This is a genomic window from Treponema saccharophilum DSM 2985 (assembly GCF_000255555.1).
Classification (GTDB): Bacteria; Spirochaetota; Spirochaetia; order Treponematales; family Treponemataceae; genus Treponema_D; species Treponema_D saccharophilum.
On sequence record NZ_AGRW01000053.1, the window covers coordinates 97,148 to 123,977 of the forward strand.

General features: G+C 57.7%; 17 protein-coding genes. 6 read left to right on the forward strand and 11 right to left on the reverse strand.

Features of this window, described 5'->3' with window-relative positions; translation table 11 throughout:
* From radA to TRESADRAFT_RS12115, 7 genes are all read right to left on the reverse strand, one after another.
* Positions 1–1,353 (reverse strand): DNA repair protein RadA, encoded by a 1,353-nt coding sequence (radA, locus tag TRESADRAFT_RS12085; protein WP_002706044.1) that lies wholly within the window; start codon positions 1,351–1,353, stop codon positions 1–3.
* Between the two features lie 51 nt (positions 1,354–1,404).
* Complete coding sequence (locus TRESADRAFT_RS12090; protein WP_002706045.1) at positions 1,405–2,595, reverse strand: ABC transporter permease; 1,191 nt, start codon at positions 2,593–2,595, stop codon at positions 1,405–1,407.
* Positions 2,596–2,607: 12 nt separating this feature from the next.
* Entirely contained in the window at positions 2,608–3,360 is a 753-nt protein-coding gene (locus TRESADRAFT_RS12095; protein ID WP_002706048.1) for an ABC transporter ATP-binding protein, read from the reverse strand.
* Positions 3,361–3,373: 13 nt separating this feature from the next.
* Complete coding sequence (locus TRESADRAFT_RS12100; protein WP_002706049.1) at positions 3,374–4,408, reverse strand: efflux RND transporter periplasmic adaptor subunit; 1,035 nt, start codon at positions 4,406–4,408, stop codon at positions 3,374–3,376.
* Positions 4,405–5,850, reverse strand: coding sequence for a hypothetical protein (locus TRESADRAFT_RS12105; RefSeq protein ID WP_002706051.1), 1,446 nt, complete (start codon positions 5,848–5,850; stop codon positions 4,405–4,407). Before TRESADRAFT_RS12105 ends, TRESADRAFT_RS12100 begins: the two co-directional genes overlap by 4 nt.
* Positions 5,851–5,976: 126 nt before the next feature.
* Entirely contained in the window at positions 5,977–7,191 is a 1,215-nt protein-coding gene (locus TRESADRAFT_RS12110; protein ID WP_002706053.1) for a TraB/GumN family protein, read from the reverse strand.
* Positions 7,192–7,201: 10 nt separating this feature from the next.
* Positions 7,202–8,665: a tetratricopeptide repeat protein gene (locus TRESADRAFT_RS12115; protein ID WP_002706055.1), complete on the reverse strand. Its 1,464-nt coding sequence runs from the start codon at positions 8,663–8,665 to the stop codon at positions 7,202–7,204.
* Between the two features lie 253 nt (positions 8,666–8,918).
* Between TRESADRAFT_RS12115 and TRESADRAFT_RS12120 the strand changes: the two genes are divergently transcribed.
* The 4 genes from TRESADRAFT_RS12120 (at position 8,919) to ppk1 (ending at position 16,157) form a co-directional block, all read left to right on the forward strand.
* Positions 8,919–10,715: a hypothetical protein gene (locus TRESADRAFT_RS12120; RefSeq protein WP_002706056.1), complete on the forward strand. Its 1,797-nt coding sequence runs from the start codon at positions 8,919–8,921 to the stop codon at positions 10,713–10,715.
* A gap of 156 nt (positions 10,716–10,871) precedes the next feature.
* Positions 10,872–12,341: an MGH1-like glycoside hydrolase domain-containing protein gene (locus TRESADRAFT_RS12125; protein ID WP_002706057.1), complete on the forward strand. Its 1,470-nt coding sequence runs from the start codon at positions 10,872–10,874 to the stop codon at positions 12,339–12,341.
* Between the two features lie 138 nt (positions 12,342–12,479).
* Positions 12,480–14,036, forward strand: coding sequence for a Ppx/GppA phosphatase family protein (locus tag TRESADRAFT_RS12130; RefSeq protein WP_002706059.1), 1,557 nt, complete (start codon positions 12,480–12,482; stop codon positions 14,034–14,036).
* Positions 14,037–14,054: 18 nt separating this feature from the next.
* The gene (gene ppk1, locus TRESADRAFT_RS12135; RefSeq protein ID WP_002706061.1) at positions 14,055–16,157 is read left to right on the forward strand and encodes a polyphosphate kinase 1; all 2,103 of its coding nucleotides are present in this window, start codon (positions 14,055–14,057) and stop codon (positions 16,155–16,157) included.
* 17 nt (positions 16,158–16,174) lie between these two features.
* Here the strand turns inward: ppk1 and pdxR are convergent, their stop codons facing one another.
* The 4 genes from pdxR to kduI form a co-directional block, all read right to left on the reverse strand.
* Positions 16,175–17,584 (reverse strand): MocR-like pyridoxine biosynthesis transcription factor PdxR, encoded by a 1,410-nt coding sequence (gene pdxR, locus TRESADRAFT_RS12140; RefSeq protein ID WP_002706062.1) that lies wholly within the window; start codon positions 17,582–17,584, stop codon positions 16,175–16,177.
* 210 nt (positions 17,585–17,794) lie between these two features.
* Positions 17,795–19,156 (reverse strand): ATP-dependent 6-phosphofructokinase, encoded by a 1,362-nt coding sequence (locus tag TRESADRAFT_RS12145; protein WP_002706063.1) that lies wholly within the window; start codon positions 19,154–19,156, stop codon positions 17,795–17,797.
* A gap of 286 nt (positions 19,157–19,442) precedes the next feature.
* Positions 19,443–21,464: a right-handed parallel beta-helix repeat-containing protein gene (locus tag TRESADRAFT_RS12150; RefSeq protein WP_002706064.1), complete on the reverse strand. Its 2,022-nt coding sequence runs from the start codon at positions 21,462–21,464 to the stop codon at positions 19,443–19,445.
* 169 nt (positions 21,465–21,633) lie between these two features.
* A complete protein-coding gene (kduI, locus tag TRESADRAFT_RS12155) occupies positions 21,634–22,476 on the reverse strand; it encodes a 5-dehydro-4-deoxy-D-glucuronate isomerase (RefSeq protein ID WP_002706065.1) in 843 nt (280 codons plus the stop codon).
* 252 nt (positions 22,477–22,728) lie between these two features.
* Between kduI and TRESADRAFT_RS12160 the strand changes: the two genes are divergently transcribed.
* Positions 22,729–24,498 carry an ABC transporter ATP-binding protein gene (locus TRESADRAFT_RS12160; RefSeq protein ID WP_002706066.1) on the forward strand — a complete coding sequence of 590 codons (1,770 nt, stop codon included), beginning with the start codon at positions 22,729–22,731 and terminating at the stop codon, positions 24,496–24,498.
* The gene (locus TRESADRAFT_RS12165) at positions 24,495–26,819 is read left to right on the forward strand and encodes an AAA family ATPase (protein WP_141607380.1); all 2,325 of its coding nucleotides are present in this window, start codon (positions 24,495–24,497) and stop codon (positions 26,817–26,819) included. Before TRESADRAFT_RS12160 ends, TRESADRAFT_RS12165 begins: the two co-directional genes overlap by 4 nt.
* The last annotated feature ends 11 nt before the right edge of the window (positions 26,820–26,830 follow it).

Here is a 26,830-nt window from a genome sequence, read left to right on the forward strand (position 1 = left end):
CTACTTTGCGAAAACGGCGGCGAGCATCTCCTTCACGGACGAGATTCTGCGCGCCCCGTCCTCATCGTCGGGGGCAAGGACGTCGCGGAACCCGAGCTCGCGGGCAGTCTTCACGCGCTGCCTGACTCTCTGGACGGGACGAACCTCGCCCGCAAGCGAAACCTCGCCGATGATGACGGAGCCGTCGAGAATCGGGACGTCAGTGCGCGCGGAATACAAGGCGGCGGCAAGGGCGGCATCAATCGCGCTTTCAGCAAGGCGGACGCCGCCGGCAACGTTGATGTACAAGTCCATGTCGGAGAACCTGAGCCCCGTCCGTTTTTCGAGGACGGCAGCGACGCGGGCGACGCGCGCGGAATCGATTTTGTCGGAATAGACGCGGCTCATGCTCGACTTCGCGGGAACGGTCAGCGCCTGAATCTCCACGACGAAAGCCCGGCTTCCCTCGAACACGCACGTGTTTGCGATTCCGGCGGGCGTTTTTCCCGTGCGCTTCGTGACGAACATCGCGCTCGGGTCGCCGACGCACGAAAGCCCGTCCTCCCCCATCGCGAAAATCCCCAGCTCGTCCACGGAGCCGAACCTGTTCTTGCTCGCGCGCAGGAACCGAACCTCGTCGTCGTTCCGCTCGAACGAGATGACCGTATCGACCATGTGCTCGAGGCTTTTCGGCCCGGCAATGACGCCGTCCTTCGTCACATGCGCGGACATGACCATCACGCTGTCGCGCTCCTTCACCCATCCGATAAGCTCGTTCGCGCAGAATTTCAGCTGGTTGACTGTTCCCGGGACGATTCCCGCCTCTACGGAATACACGGTCTGAATCGAGTCGATGACGACGAAGACGGGATTCAGCGCGACGAGCGCGTCCTTTATGTCCTCAAGGCGCATCGTGCAGAGAATCTCGATTCCCGACGTGTCGAGCGAAAGCCTGTCCGCCCGCCCCTTCACCTGCCCCGCGCTCTCCTCGCCCGAGACGTAGAGAACCTTTCCCGGCGTCGCCTTCCGTATCGCGGCGCACGCCTGCACCATCAGCGTAGACTTCCCGATTCCAGGCTCCCCGCCAATCAGGATGGCGCTCCGCCTCATCGCGCCGCCGCCCAAAACGCGGTCGAATTCCTGGATTCCCGTGACGATTCTGGCATTCTCCTGCGCCGAGACGAGCGACAGCGGCACGGGCTTCACCTTCTCCGTCGCCGAATTCCCCGTGAACGCCGCCGTCGTCGAGTTCGGGTCGACGATACATTCCGCAAGCGTATTCCACGCGCCGCACTGCGGGCACCTTCCAAGCCACCTCGGCTGCGAGTACCCGCATTCCGAGCATTTGTAAACGATTTCCTTTTTCTTTGCCATGACTATAAATTACACGAAAACATGCGGGAATGACAAAAATCGGCGGAACAGTCACGCGAGAGCATCGACCGGGTCGAGCTTCGAGGCGCGACGCGCGGGGCTCAGCCCGAAGAACACGCCGACGAGCACGGAGAACGCGAACGACACGGCGCACGCGGGAAAATCGATTGCGAACTGGAGGTCGGGGACGACGTACTCGATCGCCAGGCTTATCGCGATTCCGATGGCAATCCCGAAGATTCCACCGAGGAGCGTTATGCACGCGCTTTCGACGAGGAACTGCCGGCATATCGCGAGCGGGCTTGCCCCGAGCGCCTTCCTGATTCCGATTTCCTGCCGCCGCTCCGTGACGGTCACTATCATGATGTTCATGATTCCGATTCCGCCGACGAGAAGCGATATCGCCGCGATTCCCGAAAGCATGAGCGACAGCGCGCCCATCACCGAGCTCATCTGGTCAATCATCGACTGCATCGAGAAAACGTAGACGGAGCCTTCCGTCCCCGAACGGTCCGTGCAGAACGACTCGACGTCCTCCGCTATCGACGAGCAGAACTTCTTGTCCTCCGCCTGAACGACGACCGTCTCAGCGGCTGGGTTCGGCTTTATTTTCTTCGAGTAGAATCCCCGCGGGACGTATATTCCCGTCGTCGAGGACTCCATCCCGCCTGCCTGCTCCTTGAGGACGCCGACGACGCGGAACGAGAACGGAACGTCGCCCGAAACGGCGACGACGCCCTTCCCCACCGCATCCCCGTCCGGGAAAAGCGCGCTCGCGACCTCGCTTCCGATTACCATCTTCTGCGCCCCGAAAACGTCGTCCGTCACGGTGAAATACGAGCCGTAATCGAGCGAAAGCCCGCACACGTCCAGATATCCAGGCTCCACCGCCGTCGCCGACGAGGAAACGCTCGTCTCGCCGTAGCTCACCGTGAAGCTGGCGGAATTCTTGAACCAGACCTTGCGGATATTTTTTACCGCGCCGAACAAATCGGAACGGAACTGCTCGTCGAACGAAAGCTGCACGGCGTTCCGGCTCCGGCGCATGAATCCGGACGATATGCTGACCAAATCAAGCCCCGTCGAGCCGAATTCGTCGCGGATTTTCCTTGTGGAGCTTTCTCCGAGGCTCGTTATGATTATCACGCTCGCGACGCCGATGATGACGCCGAGAAGTGAGAGGAACGTCCTCGTCTTTGCGCGTGAGAAATTCCTGAACGCGTCGATAAAATCCTCAAACATCTGCTCCTCCTGTCAGAACAGGACGTCGTCGGGGAGCCGGCTCACGTCGATTCCGAGATGGTAGTCGGGCGGAACCTCCTCGCCCGGCTTCCTGTCGTCTCCCTGAACGAGCCCGTCGAGAATGCGGATGCACCTTTTCGTGCTCCCCCCGATTCCCGGGTCGTGCGTCACGATTACGATGGTCGTCCCGCCGCCGTTTATCTCGTCGAAAAGCGCCATGACGTCCTTTCCCGTAGCGCTGTCGAGCGCGCCCGTCGGCTCGTCGGCAAGGATGATGCTCGGCTTCGTGACGGTCGCGCGGGCAATCGCGACTCGCTGCTTCTGCCCGCCGGAAAGCTCGTTCGGAAGGTGGTTCACGCGCCCGGAAAGCCCCACGCGGGAAAGCGCCTCCAGCGCGAGCGCGCGCCGCTCCTCCCGCTCGATTCCCTGATACCGCAGCGGGAGCATGACGTTCTCGAGCACGGTCAGCGCCGGAAGAAGGTGGTACTGCTGGAAGACGAACCCGACCGTCCTGTTCCTCAGCGCGGAAAGCTCCTTCTCCGACATTCCCGCCGTCTCGCGCCCCCCAATCCGCACGATTCCGGACGTCGGGCGGTCGAGGCACCCAATCATGTTCATGCACGTCGATTTTCCCGAGCCGCTCGGCCCCATTATCGAGACGAATTCGCCCTGCATGATGCTGAACGTCACGCCCCGGAGCGCATGGACGACCTCCTCGCCCATCGCATACGACCTCACGACGTTCTCCATCCGAATGATTTCCATTAGCGCGCCCCCATCAGAACGGGCGCGGAGGGTCGTTCCGCCCGCCTTTCTTGTCCGAGCCCTTCTTGAACGTCCTCATACGCCCGCTCTTCGACGCCTCGCTCTGCGCCGCAAGACGCTCGCCGCCGGAAAGCCCGCCGAGAATCTCGACGAAATCGGTTCCGTACGGCCGCACCTCGACGTCCACGCGGCGGATGTTCCCCAAGCGGTCGACGACATCCGCGAACGCGCCGCCCTTCTCGTGCCCGATTGCGTACCGCTCCACGACGAGCTTCTCCTCCGGCTCCGTTATCTGGATTTTCCCGGTGAACGAGAAATTCGGGAGGATGCCCTCGGGAACGTCGTCCAGGCGGATTTTTGCCTTCACCACGGTCGCGCCGCGGCTCGTCACAGTCCCGATTGCCGGATACGAGACGAGGAATCCCTCCGCAGACGACGAAGAGGCGGGAAACGAGAAGATGACCTTCTGCCCGACCGCAAGCTTCGACACGTCCGTCTCCGCCACCTCGACCTCCGCCGTAAGGTAGCTCGTGTCGACGAGCGTCCCTATCGAATCCTTCGCCTCTAGGTAGTCGCCCGTCTTCACGTCGAGGCTCGCGATGATTCCGTCGAACGTCGCGACGATTTTCCTGTCGCTCACCTTCCTGAGGAGCGACTTCCGCTGCGTCTGCATCAGCGAAAGCTTCCCCGCCGTCTGGTTCTGCCTGGCGACGCTTATCTCGTAGTCGAGGTTCGCGAGGTTGTAGAGCTGCTCGGAGTCGTCGAGCTGCACGATGAGGTCGCCCGCCCTCACGCTGTCGCCCTCCGACTTGAAAACGCCGACGACCGTGCCGTCGTTCAGGCTTTTGAGCGACTGGCTCTTCGCCGCGCTGACGGTCCCCGCAATCTCGATTACGTTCTCGTAGGACTCGGTGCGGACGGTGTAGAAAACAGCGTCGTTTTTTCCCGAGCCGACAACTTTCCTCGCAGCGACGACGGCAGCGCACAGAACGGCTGCGCTTCCCGCGGCAACTAGCCAGACTTTCCTCATTTTTTTCGGCACAGTCATTCCTCCACGAACATCAGCCTTATTTTGTCGTTCACAATCAAAAGCTCAACATCGCTGACAAGCTCGTTGAACCTCGCCTGCTCGCATGAATTTTTCGCGTCCAGATAATCCTTCTCGGTGACGCTCCCCTGCCTGAGCCACTGCTTCATGTCGGATTCGAGGCTCTTGTTCGTCAGGTATTCCTCGTGGCGGGCTTTCTTCTTCCATTTTGCGTCGGCAAGGGAGGTCGCGGCGTCGAGGACGGCTGAATCGTAGCCGTCGTCCGCGGAATCCACGCCGAGCGACTCAAGGCGCGCGGAAAGCTCGTCCTGCCTGCGGGAAATCCCGGCAAGGCGCCACTCGTCGGGGGAAAGCGAGAGCGAAAGCACGCAATACGGCTCGTTCTTCCCGCCCGATTCAGAATCCGCGCCGAGGACAGTCCTGCCGGTCGGAACGAAAACTCCCGCGCCCGCAGAAACGCCCCTCCACGAGAAAGACAGGCTTCCGCCCGCAGAATCGGAATTCCCGCCGTAGAACGAATCGTTCATCTTGTATTCGCCGGAAACTGAAAGCGTCATGTCCGGCTCCGCCTTCCTCGACAGCCCGCCGATGAACTGCTTCCAGCGCGCCTCCTCGCTTTCGGCGTACAGCGAGCGGTCGCGGGAGAAAACGTCCTCCGCGTCCTGCTCCGGAACGGACGACGGAAGGAACGCCAGGACGTCGTCGAACGTCGGCTTGGCGCCGTCCTGGCCGAACGCGGCGCCGCATTTCCGCGCGAAAATCGCCGTCTCCCGGACAAGCACGCGCTCCTTCTCGCCCACGTTGCGCCGGTCCTCCTCGACCTCGAGGCTTTTCCGGCGGAACGAGGCCGACGAGCGCGAATAGCCCTGCGCAGAAAGGACGCGGAGGTCGCTCTCGTCATCGTAAAGGTCGGAGCGCGAGTCGAGCACGGAAACGACCCTGCCGTAAAGCGATTTCAGCGACTCGTAGAATTCCTTCTCCGCCGAGTATGCGCGCATCCTCACGTCCCGTCGTGCCTCAAGGAGCGCGCGCTCCGCCTCGAGCACGGAGACCTTCTTCTTCAGCGCGCTTCCGGAAAGTATCCCCACGGTCGCCGAAACGGTCCCGTCGGAGAACGTCCGCCCGCCGTCCTCGACGGTCACGGGGAGCTTCGCGGAGACATCGAGCGCGGACGCGGAGGGAACGGAGACGCCGACGGACGGGGATGCCGTGATTTTCGTCTTTTTTCCCGACGAATAGACGCGGACGTTTCCCGTCGAAAGGCTCACGGAGACTCCCGCATCGATTTTCGCGGAAGAGAGCGCGAGCGATTTCGACTCCGCCGTGACAGAATATTTTTTGAGCTGGATGTCGTTCTCGAGATAGCCGGAAAGGAGCACCCCGGCATCCTCCGCAAAAACGGCGGCGGAAAAAGCGAGGACGAAAATCGGGAGAAATCTCATGCGCGGAATACTAGCAGAAACGGCATTTCGTTTCATCAAAAAAAAAGCCCGCGGCGAAAAACCGCGGACGAGAGAAAAAATAGCAAACCTGTTCGGAAACCGCAGTTTCAGAACAGGTCTATTTTGCTACGAGAAAAGCCCCGACACCGCCTGCGTTATCCCCACGACGAACTGCGAGCCTGCGACGAACGTCCCGACGGACGAGCCGAGCGACGAAAGGAAGAACACGAGCAGCACGCGGAGGAGCCTGTTTTTGTAGAACCCGCGGACGGACGATACGTCATCGAGGACGGCCTCCATGTCGGCGACCTTCGGCTTGCAGAAGAACGCCTGAGCCGCCCCGGAAAGCATCCCCACGCCGATGAACGGGCAGAGCGACGTGAACGGCGCGCCGACAACGGAGACGAGGATTGCCAGCGGATGCGCGAGCGCCGCGACGGCGCCTACCCCCGCGAGCACGCCGTTGCAGACGAACCACTTCACGATTGAGTCGATTCCCGCCTTCTTCCCGCCGATGAAGAACCCGGAAACGATGAGCGCGACGATGAGCGCGGGCACGAGCCATTTTGCGACGCGCGCCGAGCGCTTCTTCTCGGGGACGGAGCAAAGCCCCGAAACGTCCGTCGAACATCCGCCTGCAATCTCGGAGAGCCGCCGCTCGACGCCGGGAAGATGACCCGCGCCCAGGACGGCGACGACTTTGTTCCGGCTTCCGTTCTCGCCCGAGACGCTTTCCCAAATCTTCGCCGCGAGGTATTCGTCGCGCTCGTCGATGAGGACTTTCTTCACGGAAGGAAGCGCCTCCGAGACCTCGCCCATCATGTTGTCCATCTCGCTCGAATTCTTGAGCGCCTCGATTTCCCCCGTGCTGACCTCGTTCGTGTCGAACGCGCTCGAAAGGAGAACGGCAAGGAGCTTCATCCGGCTTCCCGCGGGAGCAGTCGCCCACGCGCGCCGGAGCGTCGTCTTTATCGGGCGGTCGACCATGACGGAGGGAACGCCCATTTCCGACGCCGTACGAATTCCTGCGCGCATCTCGTCGCCGGGGCGGGTACCCGACGGCGCCCCCATCCGCCTCTGGAAAGACGCCATGATGAGGTTCGCCAGAAGGAGGAATCCGTTCCCGTCCTTGAGAACCTTGACGATGTCGATATCCTTCCAGCCGTTCTCGTCGTCAAGGGACGAAAGCCGCTCCTCGTCAAGCTCGATGGCGACGCAATCGGGCATCTCCTCGCGGATTCCGCGCACGACGTCGTCAACGCTTTCCTTCGAGACGTGCGCCGTTCCTATAAGGACGAACGTCTTCCCGCACAGCTCCACAATTTTCTTCGTCTGGGACATCCGCTTACCCTCATTTTTTCCCGACTTCGCGCGCGGCCTCGTCGCTGTCCGGATTGAGCGACCATTTCGCGAGCCGGTACTCGAAGAACATCGGGCTTTGAATCGCGCAAATCTCCGCGTAGAATTTCTGCGCGAGCGAGACGTCGCCCTTTATGTCGTAGTAAAGCGCAAGATAGTAGAGGTATTTCCCGCGGTTCGACGTGATGTTCCCCTTCTCCGCGTTGTTGCCGAGCTTCTGCACCGCGAGCGTGACGTCGTTGTCGCCCATCTGGTCGTGGTACATCCTGAGCATCTTGTAGTCGACCGACGATTTGTCCTGAATCTTCCTGTACACGGACTCCGAATAATCGCGCGCGTCCTTCACCTTGTTCTGCTTGTAAAGGCATGCCGTCACCATAAGCGGATACGAGACGTTCTCCGCATTGTACTTCGCCGCCTCAAGGAATGCCTTCCGCGCGAATTCGAAATCGCCGGTGCGCCATGCGTGCATTCCAATCGACTCGTACGCGTAGTAATATCCGGGATTCTTGAGGACGACCTGCTTGTAGCATTCGAACGCCTTGTCCTCCTTCTCCTGCTCGTCGTACAGCCCCGCGAGGTACGCGTACCCGAGGAAATAGTTCGGGTCGAGCTCAACGGCGCGCTGCCATGCGCCCTCCGCCTCGTCGTACTTGCCGAGGAAGCGGTCGTACGTCCCGAGGTCGAGGTAGTAGTCGGACGAATTCGGGTTTATCGCGATGGCGCGGTCGATGTACTCCTTCGCGCTCTTGTACTTCTTGTTCTCGCCCTCAAGCTTGCCGAGATACGCGAGCGCCTGGTCGTTCTCCGGATCCATCGTGAGAATCCGCTCGAACGCCCTGCGCGCGTCCTTGTCCTTCGAGAGGTAGTAGTTCATCTTCCCGTACCCGAACCACGCCGTCGTGTTCGTCGCCTCGCTCATCCACGCCGTCCTGTAATAGCCGAGCGCGCGGTTGAAGTCCTTGCGGAGCGCCTGCTCGTCGCCGAGCTCGATGTTCGCGTCAGGATTCTTCGGGTCGAGGGCGATTATCTTCCTGAGGCACTGGTTCTTCTTCACGGTGTCGCCGGACTGCTTCGCCGTCATCACGTTGAGCGTCAGGATGTCGATGTCCTCGGGATTGTCCTTCAAGAGCTTCGACGCGAGAGCCGACGCGGACTTCACGTCGCCCGACGAAAGAAGAAGCGACGCCTTGAGGGAAAGAAGCCCGGGGTCGTCGGTGCTGTGGCTCTCAAAAAGCTTGAGCGCGTCCTCCGCCGTTCCGTTCTCAAGCGCGTTCCCGAGCTCGGCAGCGAACTGCGCGTCGGAAGGCGACGAAACAGCCGCGCCGGAGACGCGGTTTACGGTCTTCACCCCGCCCGACGAAATCGACGAGCTTGAATTCGATGCGCCGAACGCGCCCACTGCAAAAATACACGCGGAAACGAACGCCGCGCATGATTTCCTCACAATTTTCATACGAACCTCATACAAGAGCCGCCGGAAAAAACGATGCAATCCCGGCGCGCCTATTAAAACTGCCCGGAAGCCATTTTCCGGAACAGAATGTCTTGAAACGCAATGCCCGGAACCGCGGCAATCCCCGCCGTCCCGAGCCCGAAGCCGCCGTCACGGAAAAAAAATCTCCGCAGGGAAAATTTCCCCGGGAAATCATGCCTGTCATGGCGGCTGTCATATTTATTTTTTGCATGGGATTGATTACACTATCCGAATGTATTTCCATCCAATCCGAAAATCAATCGGGCTTCTTATTTTGTATAGTATAATCATTGTCGGCATATTCTTTCTTCAATTTAGAAACGAATCTGTCATCTCCCAGAATTTCGGGGCGCTGAGGATTGCATTGGCGCAGACGCAGGACAAGGACGGGGGAACATCCCTCAAGAATTCCATGCAGGTCTCGTTCAAAGGCATATCGTTCACCGCTGACGAAGTTCACCCCGCGATTCTGACAAAAAAATCGGAAGGAAACAACACAGTTACGGAAAATCTGTCGCTGCTTTCATACGAGCAGCAGGCGCAGGGAACCGTGACGTTCAAGTTCAGGACGGAGGGCGAGGACGAGGTTTCGCTCACCTTCGCGCACAATGAATCCGACGACGAGGCATCTCTTTCGATTTTCGCCTCGCTCCCGAAAGACGCGGAATCGGTGTCGTTCAGCTTCAAGCCGTCGACCGGGTATTCCGTGACGGAGCGGACGAACTCGCGGCAGATTTTCACCTCGAAGAATTCGACATACTCGTTCTCCGCGTCGAAGCTTACCGACGAGCAGATTTTCATCTCGCAGAAAAGCCCTTTCGCGACGTTCTCGCTCTACGACCCGTCGACGATATTCACGTTCGCCTCGCTCAGCCCGACGCTGGAGGTTGCAGGAGAGCAGCTCTACCAGGAAAAGATGCGCGAATTCCGGGCGAAGCTCGTGTCGGGCACGGCGGAAGCGATGAAGATGCCGTCGCAGCTCACGGAAAGCATCGTCGTCGCATACATGGCGGAGATGGACGCGCAGGGAAGGTTCGAGGAGGCGCTCGCGTCCGTTCCGGAATCGTTCAAGAAGGGGAACAAGCGGACGTACCTTTCCGCGCCGTATTTCGGCTCGCTCAGCACGATGCAGCCGAGCCTTTCAATGAAGCTCAGGAACATGGAGGAGATGATAGAGAACGCCGCGGGTCTCACGTCGCTCTCGTCATCGGCGCTCAACATTTTCACGATGGAGGACCTCGCCGAATTCATCGAGGTAATCGGTCCCACGGAAAGCGTGAAGAAGCTCCTCTCGATTCCGAGCGCCATCATGAGCGGAAACGCGACGAACGCGGACGGGACGGAATTCAAGGCGACCGTCGCGCAGGCAGCGGGAATCATCAGGACGTACATCGCGCTCTCAAAAAAGAACAGCCAGCTCGCCGAATACCTCGCGCCCGCAATGGAATCGTGCGTCTCCGCCATCGAGTCGTCGTGCTCGCTCGCCGCAGACGCAACCGTTCCCGGCGGACAGGCAATTCTTCTCGCAGAGAACGACGCGCCCGTCCCGCCCGTCACCGCGATTGAGGCAGGAGCCGCGCTCATCTCGTACGGGGAGCAGGTAACGTCACCGGAGATAACGACCGCGGGCCGCGCAATAACGTCATCCGCGCTCATCCGCGGGGGATTCGACCTTGCGACGGCGGCGGACATCTACCCGTCGGTCGTGAGCAACGTCGATTACCCGCACTGCTCGCTCATTCTCAGAGACGGCTCAATCTGGGCGTGGACGGTCGCGGACATCTCCTACACGCAGAGGAACAACGTCGGGACGATGCTCCTCAAATCGGACGTGGGGAACATCCACTACACAATCCTCATGAACATGCCGGAATTCAAGAACATGAACATCTACGGGCTGTCGTATCCCTCCGACCCGCGCTTCGAGAACTACAACTCCGCGGGCTACGTCTACCGGAAGCAGCTGAAGACGCTCTTCCTCAAGATGAGGAACAAAAACGAGACGGAGACCGTCCGGTTCACGTTCTAGCGCAGGAAAAAGAACCGGGGATTTTTACAAATCCGGACTGTTGAACGGTGAATTCCGTCCGATATTTAAATTCCCGATTTTTTTTAATAATTTCAATGTATTTTGTGGTATACTCATTCCGCTAAGGAATTTTTATTTCCAAAATTTGGAGTTTTTGTGAACAAGAAAGATTTTCCTAAAATCCATTTTTACGACCAGGATTTCGTAGACATCTACGACAAGACGTGGAACTGGATCGCATCGTCATGGCTTACACCAAAGGTTGCAGATTCGACGTCCCCCGAGGCGGTGTCGAAGGACGGATACTTTGTGTTTCCCCCGACAACTCCCCAAGAAAAACTCGTAATCGACCAGTTCGAGTCGATTTTCTCGTCGTTCTTTCTCGTATACTCTAACAAGAATTACGAGGCGAGCCAGAACCTGGACTACCTCTACGACAAGCAGGAGGAGAACGGCGCCATAAGATGGAAGTACGACCTCAAAACTGGGGAACCCATACTCGACGAATCGAACCCCGAGGGAATCGGGCTTCCCCTCTTCGCGTGGGCGGAATTCAACCTGTACCACAAATCCGCAAACAAGCGCAGGATTAAGGAGGTCATGCCCGTACTCCAAAAATACATGACGTGGATAGACGAGACGTTCAAGCAGCCGAACGGACTGTACGCCGCGCCGCACCAGGCTTCGACGATGTTCAACTCGCCGAGGGACGGGACGAAATTCCCGGTCGATTTCAACACCGCGATGGCAATCAATTCGCTCAACATGAGCTCGCTCGGAGACATCCTCAACGACAAGGAACTGAGCTTCCAGTTCAAGAGGAACTATTTCAGCCTCAAGACGCGCATAAACAACCTCATGTGGGACGACGAGACGGGGTTCTACCACGACCTCGACGAGGACGGGAACAAGCTCCCGCACAAGACAATCGCGGGATTCTGGCCGCTTCTCGCGGAAATCCCGAACGCGGACAAGGCTGACCTTCTCATCGCGCACCTGTCGAACCCGAAGACGTTCGGCACGGACCATCCGTTCCCGACGCTCAGCGCGGACAGCGCCGAATTCAGCGCGGACGGCGAGGGATTCCGCGGTGGAGTCTACCCGGAATTCAACTTCATGGTCATAAAGGGGCTTGAGAAATACCAGCAGTACGGGCTTGCGCGCGAATGCGCAATCAGGCACCTGTATTTCGTGCTGGAATCCCTCTCCCCTGCGGACGGGAGCAAAGGCGACCTCTACGAGTCGTATCTCCCGTGCAAGGAGGGAATCGCGCGCCTCACGGGAAGCGACGGGCAGCCGGTTCCGGGCTTCCCGAGAAAGCACTATCTCCTGTCAATCGGGCTCTCGACAATCGCGCTCATGATAGAGAACGTCATCGGGCTTGAGATTAGCCTGCCGCGGAAAACCGTCGACTGGATGATTCCGAACCTTGAGATAATGGGAATCGAAAAGCTTTCTCTCAAGCGGAACCTCATCACGATACTGAGCAACAAAAGCCCGCGCGGATGGGAAATCCAGATGGAAAGCGAGAAGCTCTACTACTTCACGATAAACATCATCGACCAAAAGAAGAAGACGCTCCCAATTCCGTCCGGAAAGTGCTCAATGCTTATAGACAAACTGTAGGGCTATGCCCTCCGGGGCGCAGCTCTTTTTCAGAAAAGGGGTTCGGCGGAGAGCCATGACACCAGAATCCCGCTCTTTTCTTCTTGTCGCGACCGCATTGCCCTCCTGCGGTCGTTTTCTTTTGTCGGAGACGCAGTTATGCCAAAAATGGAAGCAGCCGTCGAGATAGGCTCCACGGGAATCAGGATGCTGATAGCGGAGGAGCTTGACGACGGAACGAGAAACATCCTTGACCGCTCGGAGCTTGCGGTCTCGCTCGGGCGGGACGTGTTCACTACAGGCACGATAAGCCGGGAAACGCTCCTCCAGTGCCTTCTGATACTCAACAGGTTCAAGGAGCAGCTCGCCGGATGGAGGATTTCCGAGAAGGACACGACCGTCGTAGCGACAAGCGCGTTCCGGGAGGCGAAGAACCGCGACTCGGTTCTCGACCGCATCATGGTGAAGACGGGCTTCCGCGTGAAGGTCATCGACGGAATCGAGGAGAACAGGCTGATGTTCCTCGCCGTGAACGAATGCCTCAAGGGCGAGGACGGACAGGGGCTCATCGACAGGAACGGGAATTCGGTGATTCTGGAGGTCGGCGGCGGCTCGACGGAGATAATGCTCCTAAAGGACGGGAAAATCGCGGGCGCGCACAGCATGAGGCTCGGAACGGTCATCATCGAGCAGCAGCTCAGGCGGATGGGCTCGATGCCGGACGCTAAGCGGTACATCGACGAATTCATCAACAACACGAAAATCGCGCTCGACGACGAGCTTGATTTGGGCAAAGTGCGGAATTTCATCGCAATCGGAAGCGACATGCAGCTTGCGGCGCTCTTTTCCGGGCGGCCCGTCTCGGCGTTCCTGTGGGAGATGACGAAAGGCGAATTCGACGCGTTCATGGAGGAAGTTCAGAAATACTCGACGGAAGAAATCGCCGCACGGTTCAAGATTCCGTACAACGAGGCGGATTCCCTTTCGATGAACCTGCTCGTCTTCCAGCTGTTCCTCAACCGCACGGAGGCGGAGCGCATCCTCGTTCCCGAAACGTCCCTGAGAGAGGGCATCTTCATCTCGAACCAGAACATACAGAACGTCAGGAAGGAATTCTACTCGCAGATTCTCGCCAGCGCGCTCGCCCTCCTCAGAAAATACCACGGCGACGAGAAGCACGCCCAGCACGTCAGGCACATGTGCCTCACGTTCTTCGACTCGCTAAAGGACGAGCTCGGGCTTGAGGAAAGCAGCGCCCAAAGCGAGTCGCACTGCAGCCCGCGCCTCCTCCTCGAAATTGCCGCGCTCCTGCACGACATCGGCTCTTTCATACGGACGCACGACCACAACAAGCACTCGAAATACATAATCGAGCACTCGGAGATTTTCGGGCTGAACCGGGAGGACATACAGATTGTCTCGCAGATTGCCCTCTACCACAGGGAATCCAAGCGGATGAAAAGCGACAAGGAATTCGTGTCGCTTCCGAGGGACGCCCGGCTGACAATCCTGAAGCTGACGGCAATACTCAAAATAGCGGACTCCCTCGACAGGGCGCACACGCAGAGAATCGGGAAGTTCCGCCTCTCGTTCACGACGGACACGATGACGATTGTGACGGACGGCTCCCACAACAACGTCCTCGAAAAAATCGCAATCGAGGAGAAATCGGACTTGTTCGAGTCGATTTTCGGATACAGGGTTATGCTCCGCTAAAACCGGGAGGAACGGAAGATGAAGTATTTCAACCGCGACCAGTCATGGGTGGAATTCAACGCGAGGATTCTGAACGAAGGGATGAGGAAGGACAACCCGCTCATGGAGCGCATCAAATTCCTCGGAATCGTCTCCACAAATTTCGACGAATTCTTCGAGGTGAGAATCGCGTCGATGAAACGGGCAATCGCCGACGGGACTGCCGAAGAGGGCACGGAAAAAATTCTGTCGAAAATAAGCGAGCGTTGCCACAGGCTCATCGGGCACCTTTACGACGAGCTGCACCGAGACGTCATGGAGGAGCTTCCGAAATTCGGCGTCAGGTACATCTCCGTGAACGATTTTTCCGAGCAGCAGCGCGCGTTTGCCGGGACGTTCTTCCAGAACGAGATTTTCCCGCTCCTCACCCCGCTCCGCTCGGAGGGACGGTTCCCGCATTTTCCGGGAAACGAGGTTTTCATAGCGTTCAAAGTCTCGATGATAGACGGCGTGAAAAACCAGTCGGCGTGGCTCGACGGGGCGGAAAAAAGCCCGCGCGTCTCGTTCGTGCAGATTCCGCGGAGCCTCGAGCGGATAATCTGGCTTCCGAGCGATGGCGACGAGAAGCACTTCACGATGATTGACGACATCATCCTCGAATTCGGGACGAGCCTCTTCCCGGGATTCTCCGTCGAAAGCGCGATGCTTTTCTCGATAGACAGGGACGCGGACATGGGCGTGGATGAAGAATCGAGCCAGTTCATCGAGGCGATGGAGGACGTCATCGCCAGCCGCCACAACTCGTTCGCGGTGCGGCTCATCTGCTCGAAATGCTCGGAGGAGGACGAGGAGCTCATATGCACGCTCGCGGAAAACCTCGGGCTGTCCGACGAGGACGTGTACCGCATAAAAGGGCCGCTCCACCCGGAGGACTTTTCCGTCGTCGAGGAGACGGCAGCGAGAAACGCGCTCGTGGGAATTCCCGCCGTGTTCGAGCCGTGGAAAACGTTCAGCCCGATGAAGAAATCGAACAAGTCGGTCTGGGAGCTTGTCGAATCGGGCGACAGGCTGATATTCCTCCCGTACGAGTCGTTCGACCCCGTGACGAAACTCATAGAAAGCGCGGCGGACGACCCAAAAGTCCTCGCAATAAAGATGACGCTCTACCGGACGGAACGGAATTCCGCGATAGTCAAATCGCTCATCAGGGCGGCGCGGAACGGAAAGCAGGTCACGGTTTTCGTGGAGCTCAAGGCGAGATTCGACGAGGAGAGGAACATCTCTTGGGCAAGCCAGCTCGAAAAATCCGGCGCGATTGTCATATACGGAATCGTGAACCTCAAAGTCCACGGAAAGGCGATGATGATTATCAGACGGGAAAGCGACGGAATCAGGCGTTACGTCCACCTTTCGACGGGGAACTACAACGCGAAGACGGCGAAAATCTACTCCGACCTCGCCCTTCTTTCCACGAACCCAGAGATTGCGAACGACATCACGCTTTTCTTCAACCTCATCTCGGGATATTCGGCGCTCCAGACGATGAAGCAGATTGCCGTCGCCCCGATAAACCTGAAAAGCCGCCTTCTTTCGATGATAAAGCGCGAGGCAGAAAGCTCCACGCCGGAAAACCCCGGAATGATAGTCGCGAAGATGAACGCGCTGGGGCACGAGGAGATAATCGACGCGCTCTACGAGGCGAGCAGAAAAGGCGTGAGGATTCTGCTGAACATCCGCGGAATCTGCCAGCTCGTGCCGGGCATTCCGGGGCAGAGCGAGAACATAACGGTCGTCTCGATTGTCGGGCGGTATCTTGAGCACGCGCGCGCCGTATACTTCAAGAATTCGGGAAACGAGGAGATTTACCTTTCAAGCGCGGACTGGATGCCGCGGAACCTCGACCGGCGCGTGGAGCTTCTCTTCCCCATCCTCGACAAAAAGTGCTTCTCGGAAATAAAGGATGATTTGATGATGTATTTCGACGACGACACGCATTCGAGCATACTCCAAAGCGACGGAACGTGGCTTCCCGCACCCGCCGGCGGAAAATTCTCCGTGCAGAAGCAGCTTCACGAGAAATACCGGATGCAGAACGAAATCGCGAAGAAGAAGGCGGTCGAATTCAAGATTCGGCGGAAATAGTTTCGGAACAGGCCTAATCATCCGCCAAAAAGCGCGTTCCTGACCGTCATGAGCGCGTCGTCGAGCGACTTCATGTCGATGTTCGAGTACGCGAGTATGAAAAGATGCTCGCGCTCGCTTTTTCCGGAAAGGCGGTAATCGGAAACAGCCCTTATCCTGATTCCGCGCGACAAAAGGAGCGACTCGACCTCGGAATCGGAAAGCGCCGTCCGGAATTCTAGGAGGAAATGAAGCCCCGAGTCGTTCTTTATGATTGCGCACTCGTCCTCACCGAAAATGCTCCTCACGCTTTCGATTATGCGGCGCCGCTTCCTTCCGTACTGGAGGCGCATCCTGTTTATGTGCTTCTCGAAAAACCCGCGCGAGATGAATTCGGCGAGCGTGTACTGCTCGAACGTCGGGACCGTGCATGAATAGAACGAGAGCGTCCTGTAGAATTCGTTGGCGAGCTGCACGGGCAGGACCATGTAGCTGATTCGTATCGTCGACGCGAGCGATTTAGAGAACGTGTTCATGTAGATGACCTTCCCGCGCGAATCGATGCTCTGCAAAGGCGGCACAGGCTTCCCGTTCAGGCGGAATTCGCTGTCGTAGTCGTCCTCTATGATGAACCTTTCCTCATCCTCGAACGCCCATTCAAGAATCTCGTACCGCCGTCCTATCGGCATCGTTATTCCCGTCGGAAAATGGTGGTTCGGGCTTATGTGCGCGATTTGCCCGCCGCATTCCCTGAGCGACTGCGCGGAAATTCCGTCCGCCCCGATGTCGACGTCGCGGCACTGGATTCCGTTCGCCTCGTAAATCTGCTTTATCTTCCGGTATCCGGGATTCTCCACGCAGTAAATTTTGTCGCGCCCGAGGAGCTTTATCAGAAGCCCGTAGAGATATTCCGTTCCCGCGCCGACGATTATCTGGTCGGGGTCGACTTCCATCCCGCGGAACGAAGAGAGATGCCCCGCAATCGCGCGCCTCAGCTCGATTGCGCCCGAACAAACCGGCATCCTGAGCAAATCCTGCCCGCGCCCCGAAAGGACGCCGCGCATGAGCTTCGCCCAGACGGAGAACGGGAAATTCCTGCTGTCCATAATCCCCGACGAAAAATCGAACGCGCACGGCGGATTCTGCTCGGGAAGGACGACTTTCCCCAAAGCGCGCGGAATCGACGAATGCGCGACCGAGACCCGCTCCGGAATCTGCGCGACGAAATACCCGCGTTTCTCAATCGCGAAAACATACCCCTCGCTTATGAGCTGGTCGTACGCGCTCTCAACCGTTATCGTGCTCACGCCGAGATTCTTCGCGAGCGCCCGCTTCGACGGCAGCCGCTCCCCAGTCGAAAGCCGCCCCGAAACGATGTCGTCCCTCACCCGTTCGTAAATAAACCTGTACATCGGGACATCCGCCCCGCGAAAATCATACGTCAGCATACCGCCCTCTCCCCAGATTATAAGGAATCCCCGCCCCGCAATCGACCCACCCACCTGCGCAAAAAAAATGTCCCAAGCCCCACTAAGGAACCTGGAACACACCAATACAAAATCACGCCATCAGGGAAGGTGCGCACTCCCGCGCACCGGCGCACGCTTGCTCCGACAATGCCGAACTTAGAACGGGAAAACGGTCGGCAAGCGCAAGCGCTATTTCAGCCCCATCCTGTCCTTGAGCGTGGCGATGTTGTTGACCATGAGAATCGGCTGGCCGGTCGCGTCGAGGGCATCGCGCCAGAGCGAGCCTTCGGGGTCGACGGTGTTGCGCTTCCTGACGGCCTCCGTTATCGGAATGTAGACGTATTTGTCGTGGACGAGACCGACGACGCACTTCGTCTTTCCTGCCATCGCGGCGTGGACGGCGTTGTTTCCGAGGCGCTCGCAATAGATGGAGTCGTTCGCGGTCGTGACTGACGCGCGGACCTGATAGCTCGGGTCGACGTACTTGAGGTTCGTGTGGATTCCCTTCTTGTCGAAATACTCGTTTATCTTGTCCTTGAGGTAGATTCCGATATCGGAAAGCTTCTTGTTTCCGGAAGCGTCCGTCTCGTTCGTCGTCTGAAGAAGCTCCTGTCCGGCTCCCTCCGCGACGATTACGACAGCGTGGCCGCGGCTCTTGAGACGAGCCTCAAGATGCGCGAGGAATCCGTTCGGGCCGTCGAGGTCAAACGGAACTTCGGGAATAAGACAGAAATTCGTCTCGTGAGAGGCGAGCGCCGTAGCAGTGGCGATGAATCCCGATTCGCGTCCCATAAGCTTCACGAGTCCGATTCCGTTCACCTGTGAATGCGCCTCCATGTGGATTGCCGCGACAGCCTCGCGCGCGCGCTGGACGGCAGTCTCGAATCCGAACGAGCGGTCGATAAGAGTCAGGTCGTTGTCGACCGTTTTCGGGATTCCGACAACGGCGACCTTGAGACCGCGGCGGGCAACCTCGTTTGCGATGTCGAGAGAACCGCGCTGGGTTCCGTCGCCGCCGATTACGAAAAGCATATTGATGCTGAGCGACTCGATGCAGTCAACGATGTCGGAGACCCTGTTTCCGCCGCCGCGCGACGTTCCGAGGAACGAGCCGCCAATCTTGTGGATATCGTCGACAAGCTCCGGCGTAAGGTCAACAGTATCGTACCCGCTGTCGGCGAAGAATCCCTTGAAACCGAAGCGGAAGCCCTTGATTTTCTTGACGCCGTAGCGGTAGTAGAGACAGCGGACAACGGCGCGGATGACGTCGTTGAGACCGGGGCAGAGACCGCCGCACGTGCAGATGGCGGCCGTGACGTGCGCAGGATTGAAATAGATGAATTCGCGCGGTCCAGCCTTCTGAAGGAGGTTGTCGGGAGTAAGATTGTTCTCCCTGTAGTTATCCTCGAAGACATTAACCTTGTTGCGGACAAACGAAGTGTCCTTAACGTAGTTCGCCCTGAATTCTCCGTGCTGCTTCGAAAGCTCAATCGGGGACGGCACCTTGCATTCCCCGAGCTGCTCGATTGTAAAATCGATTTTGTCCGACATAAAAACCTCGCTTTAAAGACCCTCCACATGCGGTCAGCAAGCCCCGCAGAGGCGAAGGAAAAAAGATATGTCTCATTTTATGGATTTGCCACATGATTTTCAAATGGAATTCGACCAAAATGAAAGAAAATGCACGCACTTCCCGCCCGAATCCCGATTCAAAGCGCACGTCGCCACAATTCCGGACGTTCCAGCTCTTTTCTCCCACAAAAAGCCCGAACAACTTTGGCGCACGACCGGGAACGACATTCCTTCGCGCAAAAAATCCGGCAAACACACAAAAGAATCAGAACAACGGAGCCGCCGCATCATCGGCAGACGCGAACGGACCTGCGACAGCTCCTCCGAACCTCCGCCTGCCGAGGAAATCCTCGTCGAACACAATCGCGCTTCCGTCGCTGTTCTCGTAGCGCTGCTCAGGCTCAAACGCAGGCGCGATATCTTCCGTGCGGAGAATTTTCCCGGCTCGGTCAGGAACAAAGCCGTAGAGGTTTGTCCGGAGATGCAGCCTGCCGTCTTTCTCTTCCAGAGAGAGCGTCACATGATTTGTTCCGTCAACGTATGCGTCATGTTCCTTTTCCATTGGCCGCGCGCCGTTGAAGTAGAGGTTTCCGCACGCCCAGACAGGAAGCGGCTTGTAGTAGCGGTCGGAAGGGGACGAGCCCATTCCGCAGTAGCCGCCGAACGCGGATTTCCACTCATCGAACGACGGGCAGAAATCGAACGGGAACGTCCCTGCGCTCGTGTTCCCGTCGTCCCATTCGTTGTCGCGGCTCCGCTTCTCATGTTCAGAAAGAGCCGGACGGACGCTCTTTTGCACGAATATATTGGAGAGAAAAGTGAAATCCCCGTGGAGAATCGTCATAAAACCGGCGATTTCCGTGCGGTGCGGAAGATGGTACGGCGTGTATCGCGGAGACGGCATCGTCGGAGAACCGTTGTCCACGCCACGCCCCACGGTAGTAAAACTTCCCGCAATAAGATTGTGCACGAGCGCGACCCCCTGTGCGGGAAGCTTCATAGCCCGGTCGGAAAGGAATATGTTGTTGTCAACAAGCGTCGGCCCGTGCGAGACCTCGATGAACAAATCCTCGCCGCAGCCGCCCATGCTCGCCTCGTTCATGTTGCGCTCGTCGGGAAGCGTGTTGCTGTGGAAGAGATTCTGCGTAACGCGCGTTCCCTGCGCCTGCCAGTCAAGCCATATTCCGCGGGTGCAGTGATGGATGTCGTTCCGCCGAAACGTCACGTCGATTGCCGCGTGCAGTTTGATTCCGCCGATTTCAGCCCCGGCAAGATTTTGCTTGTTGTTGATATGATGGATGCGGCACCCCTCGATGACGGAAAACGCGCCGCCCATGTTTCCGGCTATTCCCGCCTGCCCGCAGTCGTGGATATCGCATCGCCGGATTGTATGGGAGCCGACCGTCTCGCGCGACCATCCGTCGATGACAGCACGGCAAACGCAGTCGCGCTGCGTCTGTGTTCCGTCCTTGAATTTCGTGATGAGCCACTTGTTGTCGTTCCCGCGCTGAAAATATTTTCCGAGGGAGATTCCAACGCACTTCGACTCGAAAATCTCGCAGTCCTCGATGACCCAGCCTTTAGACCAGCGCGGCGCGACCATTCCCTCCTGAAACGCAGTCGGCGGCGCCCATTGCGTGGCGGCTTTTGAAATCATGAACCCGCTCAGCGTGATATACCCGACGCCCTCCCTCGACGGAGAGAAGCAGAAGCTCCTCACGGAAATCTCGACGTTCTCGGAATCGGGATTCTTCCCGCGGAAATTCGCGTGTATTACGGTCTCGTCCGCGCGCTCGTCCTGTTCGGCAAACCACTTGAACACGGAGAAATCCTGCTCCCACGACGGAACGAACACCTCCGCCTTCCGAACTTCATCAAGGCTCCGCGCCTCGTACATCGACTTTCCGTTCAGAAAAACGTCCCCGATATGCGCGGCATCGGACGCTATGAACCAGTCGCCGCTCACGGACGTGGAAAACGGATTTCTCCCGCCGAAAATCCTGTTCGGGACGCGCGCGACAAAAACATCCCCGTCCTCGCGCTCCCACCCTTTCAGCTCCTCCGCTCCCGTAATGTGCGCGCCGCCGATTTTCTCCGAGCGAAAGACGACAGGCTTTCCCGGCTCCCCGCCGTTTTTCGGGACGACGGACTCACGGTAAATTCCCGGGGCGACGATAACCTCGTCGCCCGCAACGGCACTGTCTGCCGCACGCTGAATCGTTCGGAACGGATTTTTCTCGGAACCGTCCCCGCCGTCAGCAGCTCCGGCATCAACGTAATATTTCATGCAAACTCCTCCAAAATGAGCCGATTCTTGCGCAAAGGAAAAATAAAATCAAGGAAAGCGATGCCGCGAAAAAAAGCCCGCGCCTGATGAAGCGCGCCCGAAAGTCAGGAAACGATTTTCGGGATGCCTCATAAACGCGGGCTGTTCCGTATTCGGACAAAAACGATTTCTATCTCAAATCGGGCGTCTTAATCCAGTCCTGGTCGGTGTACGTCCTGTTCTCGCCGCCCATGCTCCAGATGAACGTGTAGTTCGACGTTCCGCATCCTGAGTGGATTGACCACGACGGATTGATGACGGCCTCGTCGTTGTGCATGACGATGTGCCTCGTCTCCTGCGGCTCGCCCATAAAGTGGAAGACGACCTGGTCCTCGGGGAAGTCGAAGTAGAAGTAGACTTCCATGCGCCGCTCGTGCGTGTGCGCGGGCATCGTGTTCCAGACGGAGCCGGTCTCGAGGTGCGTCATTCCCATGGAAAGCTGGCACGTCTCAAGGATGTCGGGGTGGATGTACTGGTTTATCGTGCGGTCGTTCGACTCGGCGGCGCTTCCCATGTGGATGTGGTTCGCCTGCTCGTACGTGATGATGCGGCTGGGGAACGTCTTGTGCGCCGGAGTCGAGTTCATGTAAAACTTGGCGGGCTTTGACGAATCCTTGCTCTCAAGCGTGACGTCCTTCGTGCCCGCGCCGAGATAGAGCGCGTCGTAGTGGTTCACCTCGTAGCGGACGCCGTCCGCGACGACGATTCCGTCTCCGCCGATGTTTATCATTCCGATTTCGCGCCTCTGGAGGAAGAAATCAACGCCGAAATCCTTCATCGCGTCGATGTTCTTGTCGAGCCTGACGGCTCCGCTCACGGGCATCGCGCCCATCGTGACGATTCTGTCGATGTGGCTGTAGACCGCCGTAACGTCATCCTTCTTGAAAATGTCCTTGACGAGGAACTCGTCGCGCATCTCGTCCGTCGTCATCGTCCTGAACGGGATTTTTCCCGTCGAATACCGTATGTCCATTCTGCGTCTCCTAAAAAAGAAAAAAAATGCGATTACCGCTTTGCCGGCAAAAATCCGCCGACGGTTTTCAGTATACCACAAGCCCAGCACCCGTTCGAGTTACAGTTCCGACGCACTTTAGAGATTAGCCGACATCGAATCCATTCCGTCCCCACCGTCATAAAAAGCGCCGGAGGCCGATACGATTGCCCGACATAGCAATACAATTTCCGATTCATGATAGAATCAGATTCGCAAAACAAGGAGATTACAATGAATTTCAAGAAAAACGATGTTTTCGTGTTCCTGTCGTATTTCAGGGGACACGCAGGGCTTTTTGCCGCCGACATCGCTTTTGCGGTCGTCATTTCCGCAATCGACATAGCGTTCCCGGTTCTTTCGCGGCACACGCTCAACGGGATTCTGCCGCGCTATTCGTCTGCGCCCGAGCAGACGGCAAAAGCGTTCGCAATCGTCGTCGCGGCAGGATTCGCGCTCTATTTTTTGAGGACGGCGGCGCAATGGTTCATAAGCTATTTCGGGCATCTGTTCGGGGTGTACGTCGAGGCGGCAATGAGGCGCGACGTTTTCACGCACATAGAGAACCAGGGCTTCGGCTTTTTCGACAAGAACAGGACGGGAAAGATAATGAGCCGCGCATCCACGGACCTTTTCGAGATTGCGGAGCTCGCGCACCACGGACCGGAAGACCTCATAATCTCAGTCCTCACGCTCGGCGGCGCGTTTTTCGTGATGATGAGAATACGCTGGCAGCTCGCGCTCATCGTCTTCGTCTCGCTTCCCGTGATGGTCCTGATGACGCATTTCTGCAAGAAAAGGCTGATGAAAACGAGCAAGGAAGTCAAATCTCAGACGGCGGAGATAAACGCCGCGCTCGAAAGCTCCATCTCTGGCGCGCGGATAACGAAAGTGTTCACGAACGAGGAATACGAAATCAAAAAATTCGCGGAATCGAACGCATCGTTCGTCTCGGCAAAGAAAATCTATTACAAGGCTATGGCGGGATTCAGGAGCGGAATGGATTTCGCGACGCACATCCTGAACGTGCTCGTCCTCGCCGTCGGAGGTTTTTTCATCATAAAGGGAAAGATGACAGTAGGCGACCTCGTTGCGGCGAACCTTTTCGTCGCGGCGTTCCTCCAGCCGATACGGCGGCTCACGAATTTCGTCGAGCAGTTCTCCACGGGAATGGCGGGATTCGCGCGCTTCCGCGAGCTTATGGAGACGCACGAAGAAATGGCGGAATCCCCCGACGCCGCCGAGATAAAAAACTGCCGGGGAGACATCGAGTACAAGAACGTCTCGTTCGGGTACGGAAGCGGAACGGACGTCGTGGAGAACGTCTCCCTTTCGATTCCCGCGGGAAAGACCGTCGCGCTTGTCGGGCTGTCCGGCGGAGGAAAGACGACGCTCTGCCATCTTCTTCCGCGCTTCTATGAGCAGCGTTCCGGCGAGATTCTCCTCGACGGGACGGACACGCGGAACATCACCCTCAAAAGCCTCCGGAAGCAAATCGGGTTCGTTCAGCAGGACGTTTTCCTTTTCGCGAGCACGATAAAAGAAAACATCGCATACGGAAAACCCGGCGCGAGCGACGAAGAAATCGAGGAGGCGGCTCGGCGCGCGGAAATTCTCGGCGACATACAGGAAATGAGCGGCGGGTTCGACACAATCGTCGGCGAGCGCGGGATAAAGCTTTCCGGCGGGCAGAAGCAGCGGGTCGCAATCGCGCGCGTGTTCCTCAAAAATCCGCCAATCCTTGTCCTCGACGAGGCGACGAGCGCGCTCGATTCCGTGACGGAGCAGAAAATCCAGGGCGCGTTCAGGGAACTTTCGAAGGGGCGCACGACGATTGTCATCGCGCACAGGCTCAGCACGATAAAACACGCCGACATCATCGCGGTCGTCGGCAACAAGGGAATCGTCGAGCAGGGAACGCACGAGGAGCTTATGAAAAAAGGCGGCGAATACAGCATGCTTTACAAAGCCCAGATGCACACTGAAATGGAGAACGAATTGTGAGAAGACTGTACAATGCGACAAGGGGAGCGGGAGATTCCGTGATGTCGCTTTCCGAAGACGAATGCTGCACGCTTGCCTTCTATCTCAGCAGGATTTTTGCGGAAAGCGAGAACGGCGACATCGTCGGCGATTACGCGGAGACTTTTTTCAAGATTGTGCGGCGGGCGAACAAAATCCAGTCGCTCGAATCAGTCGTCGCGGACGAGGTTTCGTCGATGGAATCGCGCGGGCTTTTGACGCCCATATCGAAGAACGGCGAGCGGACGACGGCAATCGCAGAGAACGGGACGGAGATTCAGATTGCGCTCCCGACGTTCCGCGGCACGAAGACGAAGTACAAATTCGCCGAGGACTCGGAAATAGACGACGAGATTCCGCACGAGAACATCCCGCACAAAGCCTACGAAATCAATTTCTACCGCGCGCTGCTTCTTTCCGACCGGCACGAGGGCATGTTCGCCGAGATAATTTCGCGCGTCTTCCAGTTCGGCGGCGGGAAGAAGATGTCGGACGGCGCCGTCAGGGCAGTCTGCGACACGAGCCCGGTCGCGTTCATAAAGGACGCGGTAAACCTTTCCGAGAACGAGTCGCGCGTGCTGCTTTTCATCTACAGGATGAACGCGATTTCGGAGATGAGGGACATCTACACCCGCGAGGTTTTCGACAGGCTGAACGTGGTCTGCGAGAAGACGCTCGACATCGGCGCGGCAGAGATGAACACGATACTGCGGATGGACCAGAAACTCAAAGCGTTCGGCTTCCTTGAGGCGGACTGCGACATCCCGCAGGAGACGCTCGAATGCATCCGCTCGGGGAACATGGACGCGTTCTTCGCCGAAATTCTCAAGGAGGAGGATGTCTCGCATTCGTTCAGCGCAGGAAGCTACGCAATCCCGCCCGAATCCATCGACATCGCGCAGATGCTCCTCAAGAACTCCAAGAACGTGAACATCCTGCTCTACGGAGCGCCCGGCTCGGGAAAGACGGAATTCGCAAAGACGCTCGCAAAGGAATGCTCCCTCCGCGCGTTCATTTTCAGGAACGACATGGAGCTGGACATGCTCGACAACCTGTTCTGCCGCCTCACCTGCCTTCTTTCGATAAACAAGGAGAATTCGCTGATTATAATCGACGAGGCGGACACGCTCCTCGAGACGCGGAAATTCCTCTTCTCCATGTTCATCGACGGAAGCTCCTCGGCAAGGAAGGGAACCGTCAACAAGATTTTCGAGAACTGCAACAACAAAGTCATCTGGATTGTGAACCACACGCAGCAGATTGAGGAATCGACGAAGCGGAGATTCACGTACTCGATTCTGTTCAACGAGATGCCGGAAAAAATGCTGCGCTCAATCGCGGACAACGCGCTCAGGAAAGCATGCCGCTCGCGAAAAATAAGCCGGCACATGCACGGCATGATTCTCGATTTGTGCAGCCAGTACCACGTCACCGGCTCCTCCATCGAGAACATCGCGAAAACGCTCGAATGCATACCCGAGGGCTGCTCCGACGACGAAATCCTGCACGACGTGCGCAACGTCCTCGAATCGAATTCCGCGCTTCTGTACGGGAAAGCGAAGATGCGGCAGTTCGTCACGCCCTCATACGACGAGACCGTCCTGAACACGAGCATCCCCGCGGAAAAAATCATACGCATGGTGGAGAACGCGCGCAAATTCAGCGAGCAGAACAAATCCGCGCAGAACGGAATACGGATGCTTTTCTACGGCGCTAGCGGGACGGGAAAAACGGAATTCGCGCGGTACATCTCGCAGAAAATCGGGAAGAAAATTCTCCTCAAGCGCGTCTCCGACATCTCGGACAAGTACGTCGGCGAGAGCGAGAAGAACATACGCGCGGCGTTCGAGGAGGCGGAACAGACGGAGCAGATTCTGCTGTTCGACGAGGCGGATTCGTTCTTCACGTCGAGAAGCGGCGCCGAACACAGCTGGGAGCGGACGCAGGTGAACGAATTCCTGACGCAGATGGAGGAATTCTCGGGAATTCTCATCTGCACGACGAACATGAAGGAGACGATGGATCCCGCGATGAACAGGCGGTTCCACATTTGCGTCCAGTTCAACCCGCTCACAAAAGAAGGAATCGTGCGCCTTTTGAAAACTTATTTCGGGAAATACAAATTCAGCGCAGGAGAAATCGGGCGGATTTGCTCGCGCGGCACCGTGACCCCCGGCGATTTCGGCTCGCTTGCCGGAAGAATCAGGTTCATGGACGAAGAGGACGTCGACGCGCCGTTCATCGCCTCGGAGCTTCTGAAAATCCAGGACGACAAGAACGGCTCGAAGAAAATCGGCTTTTAGAAGAAACGCCC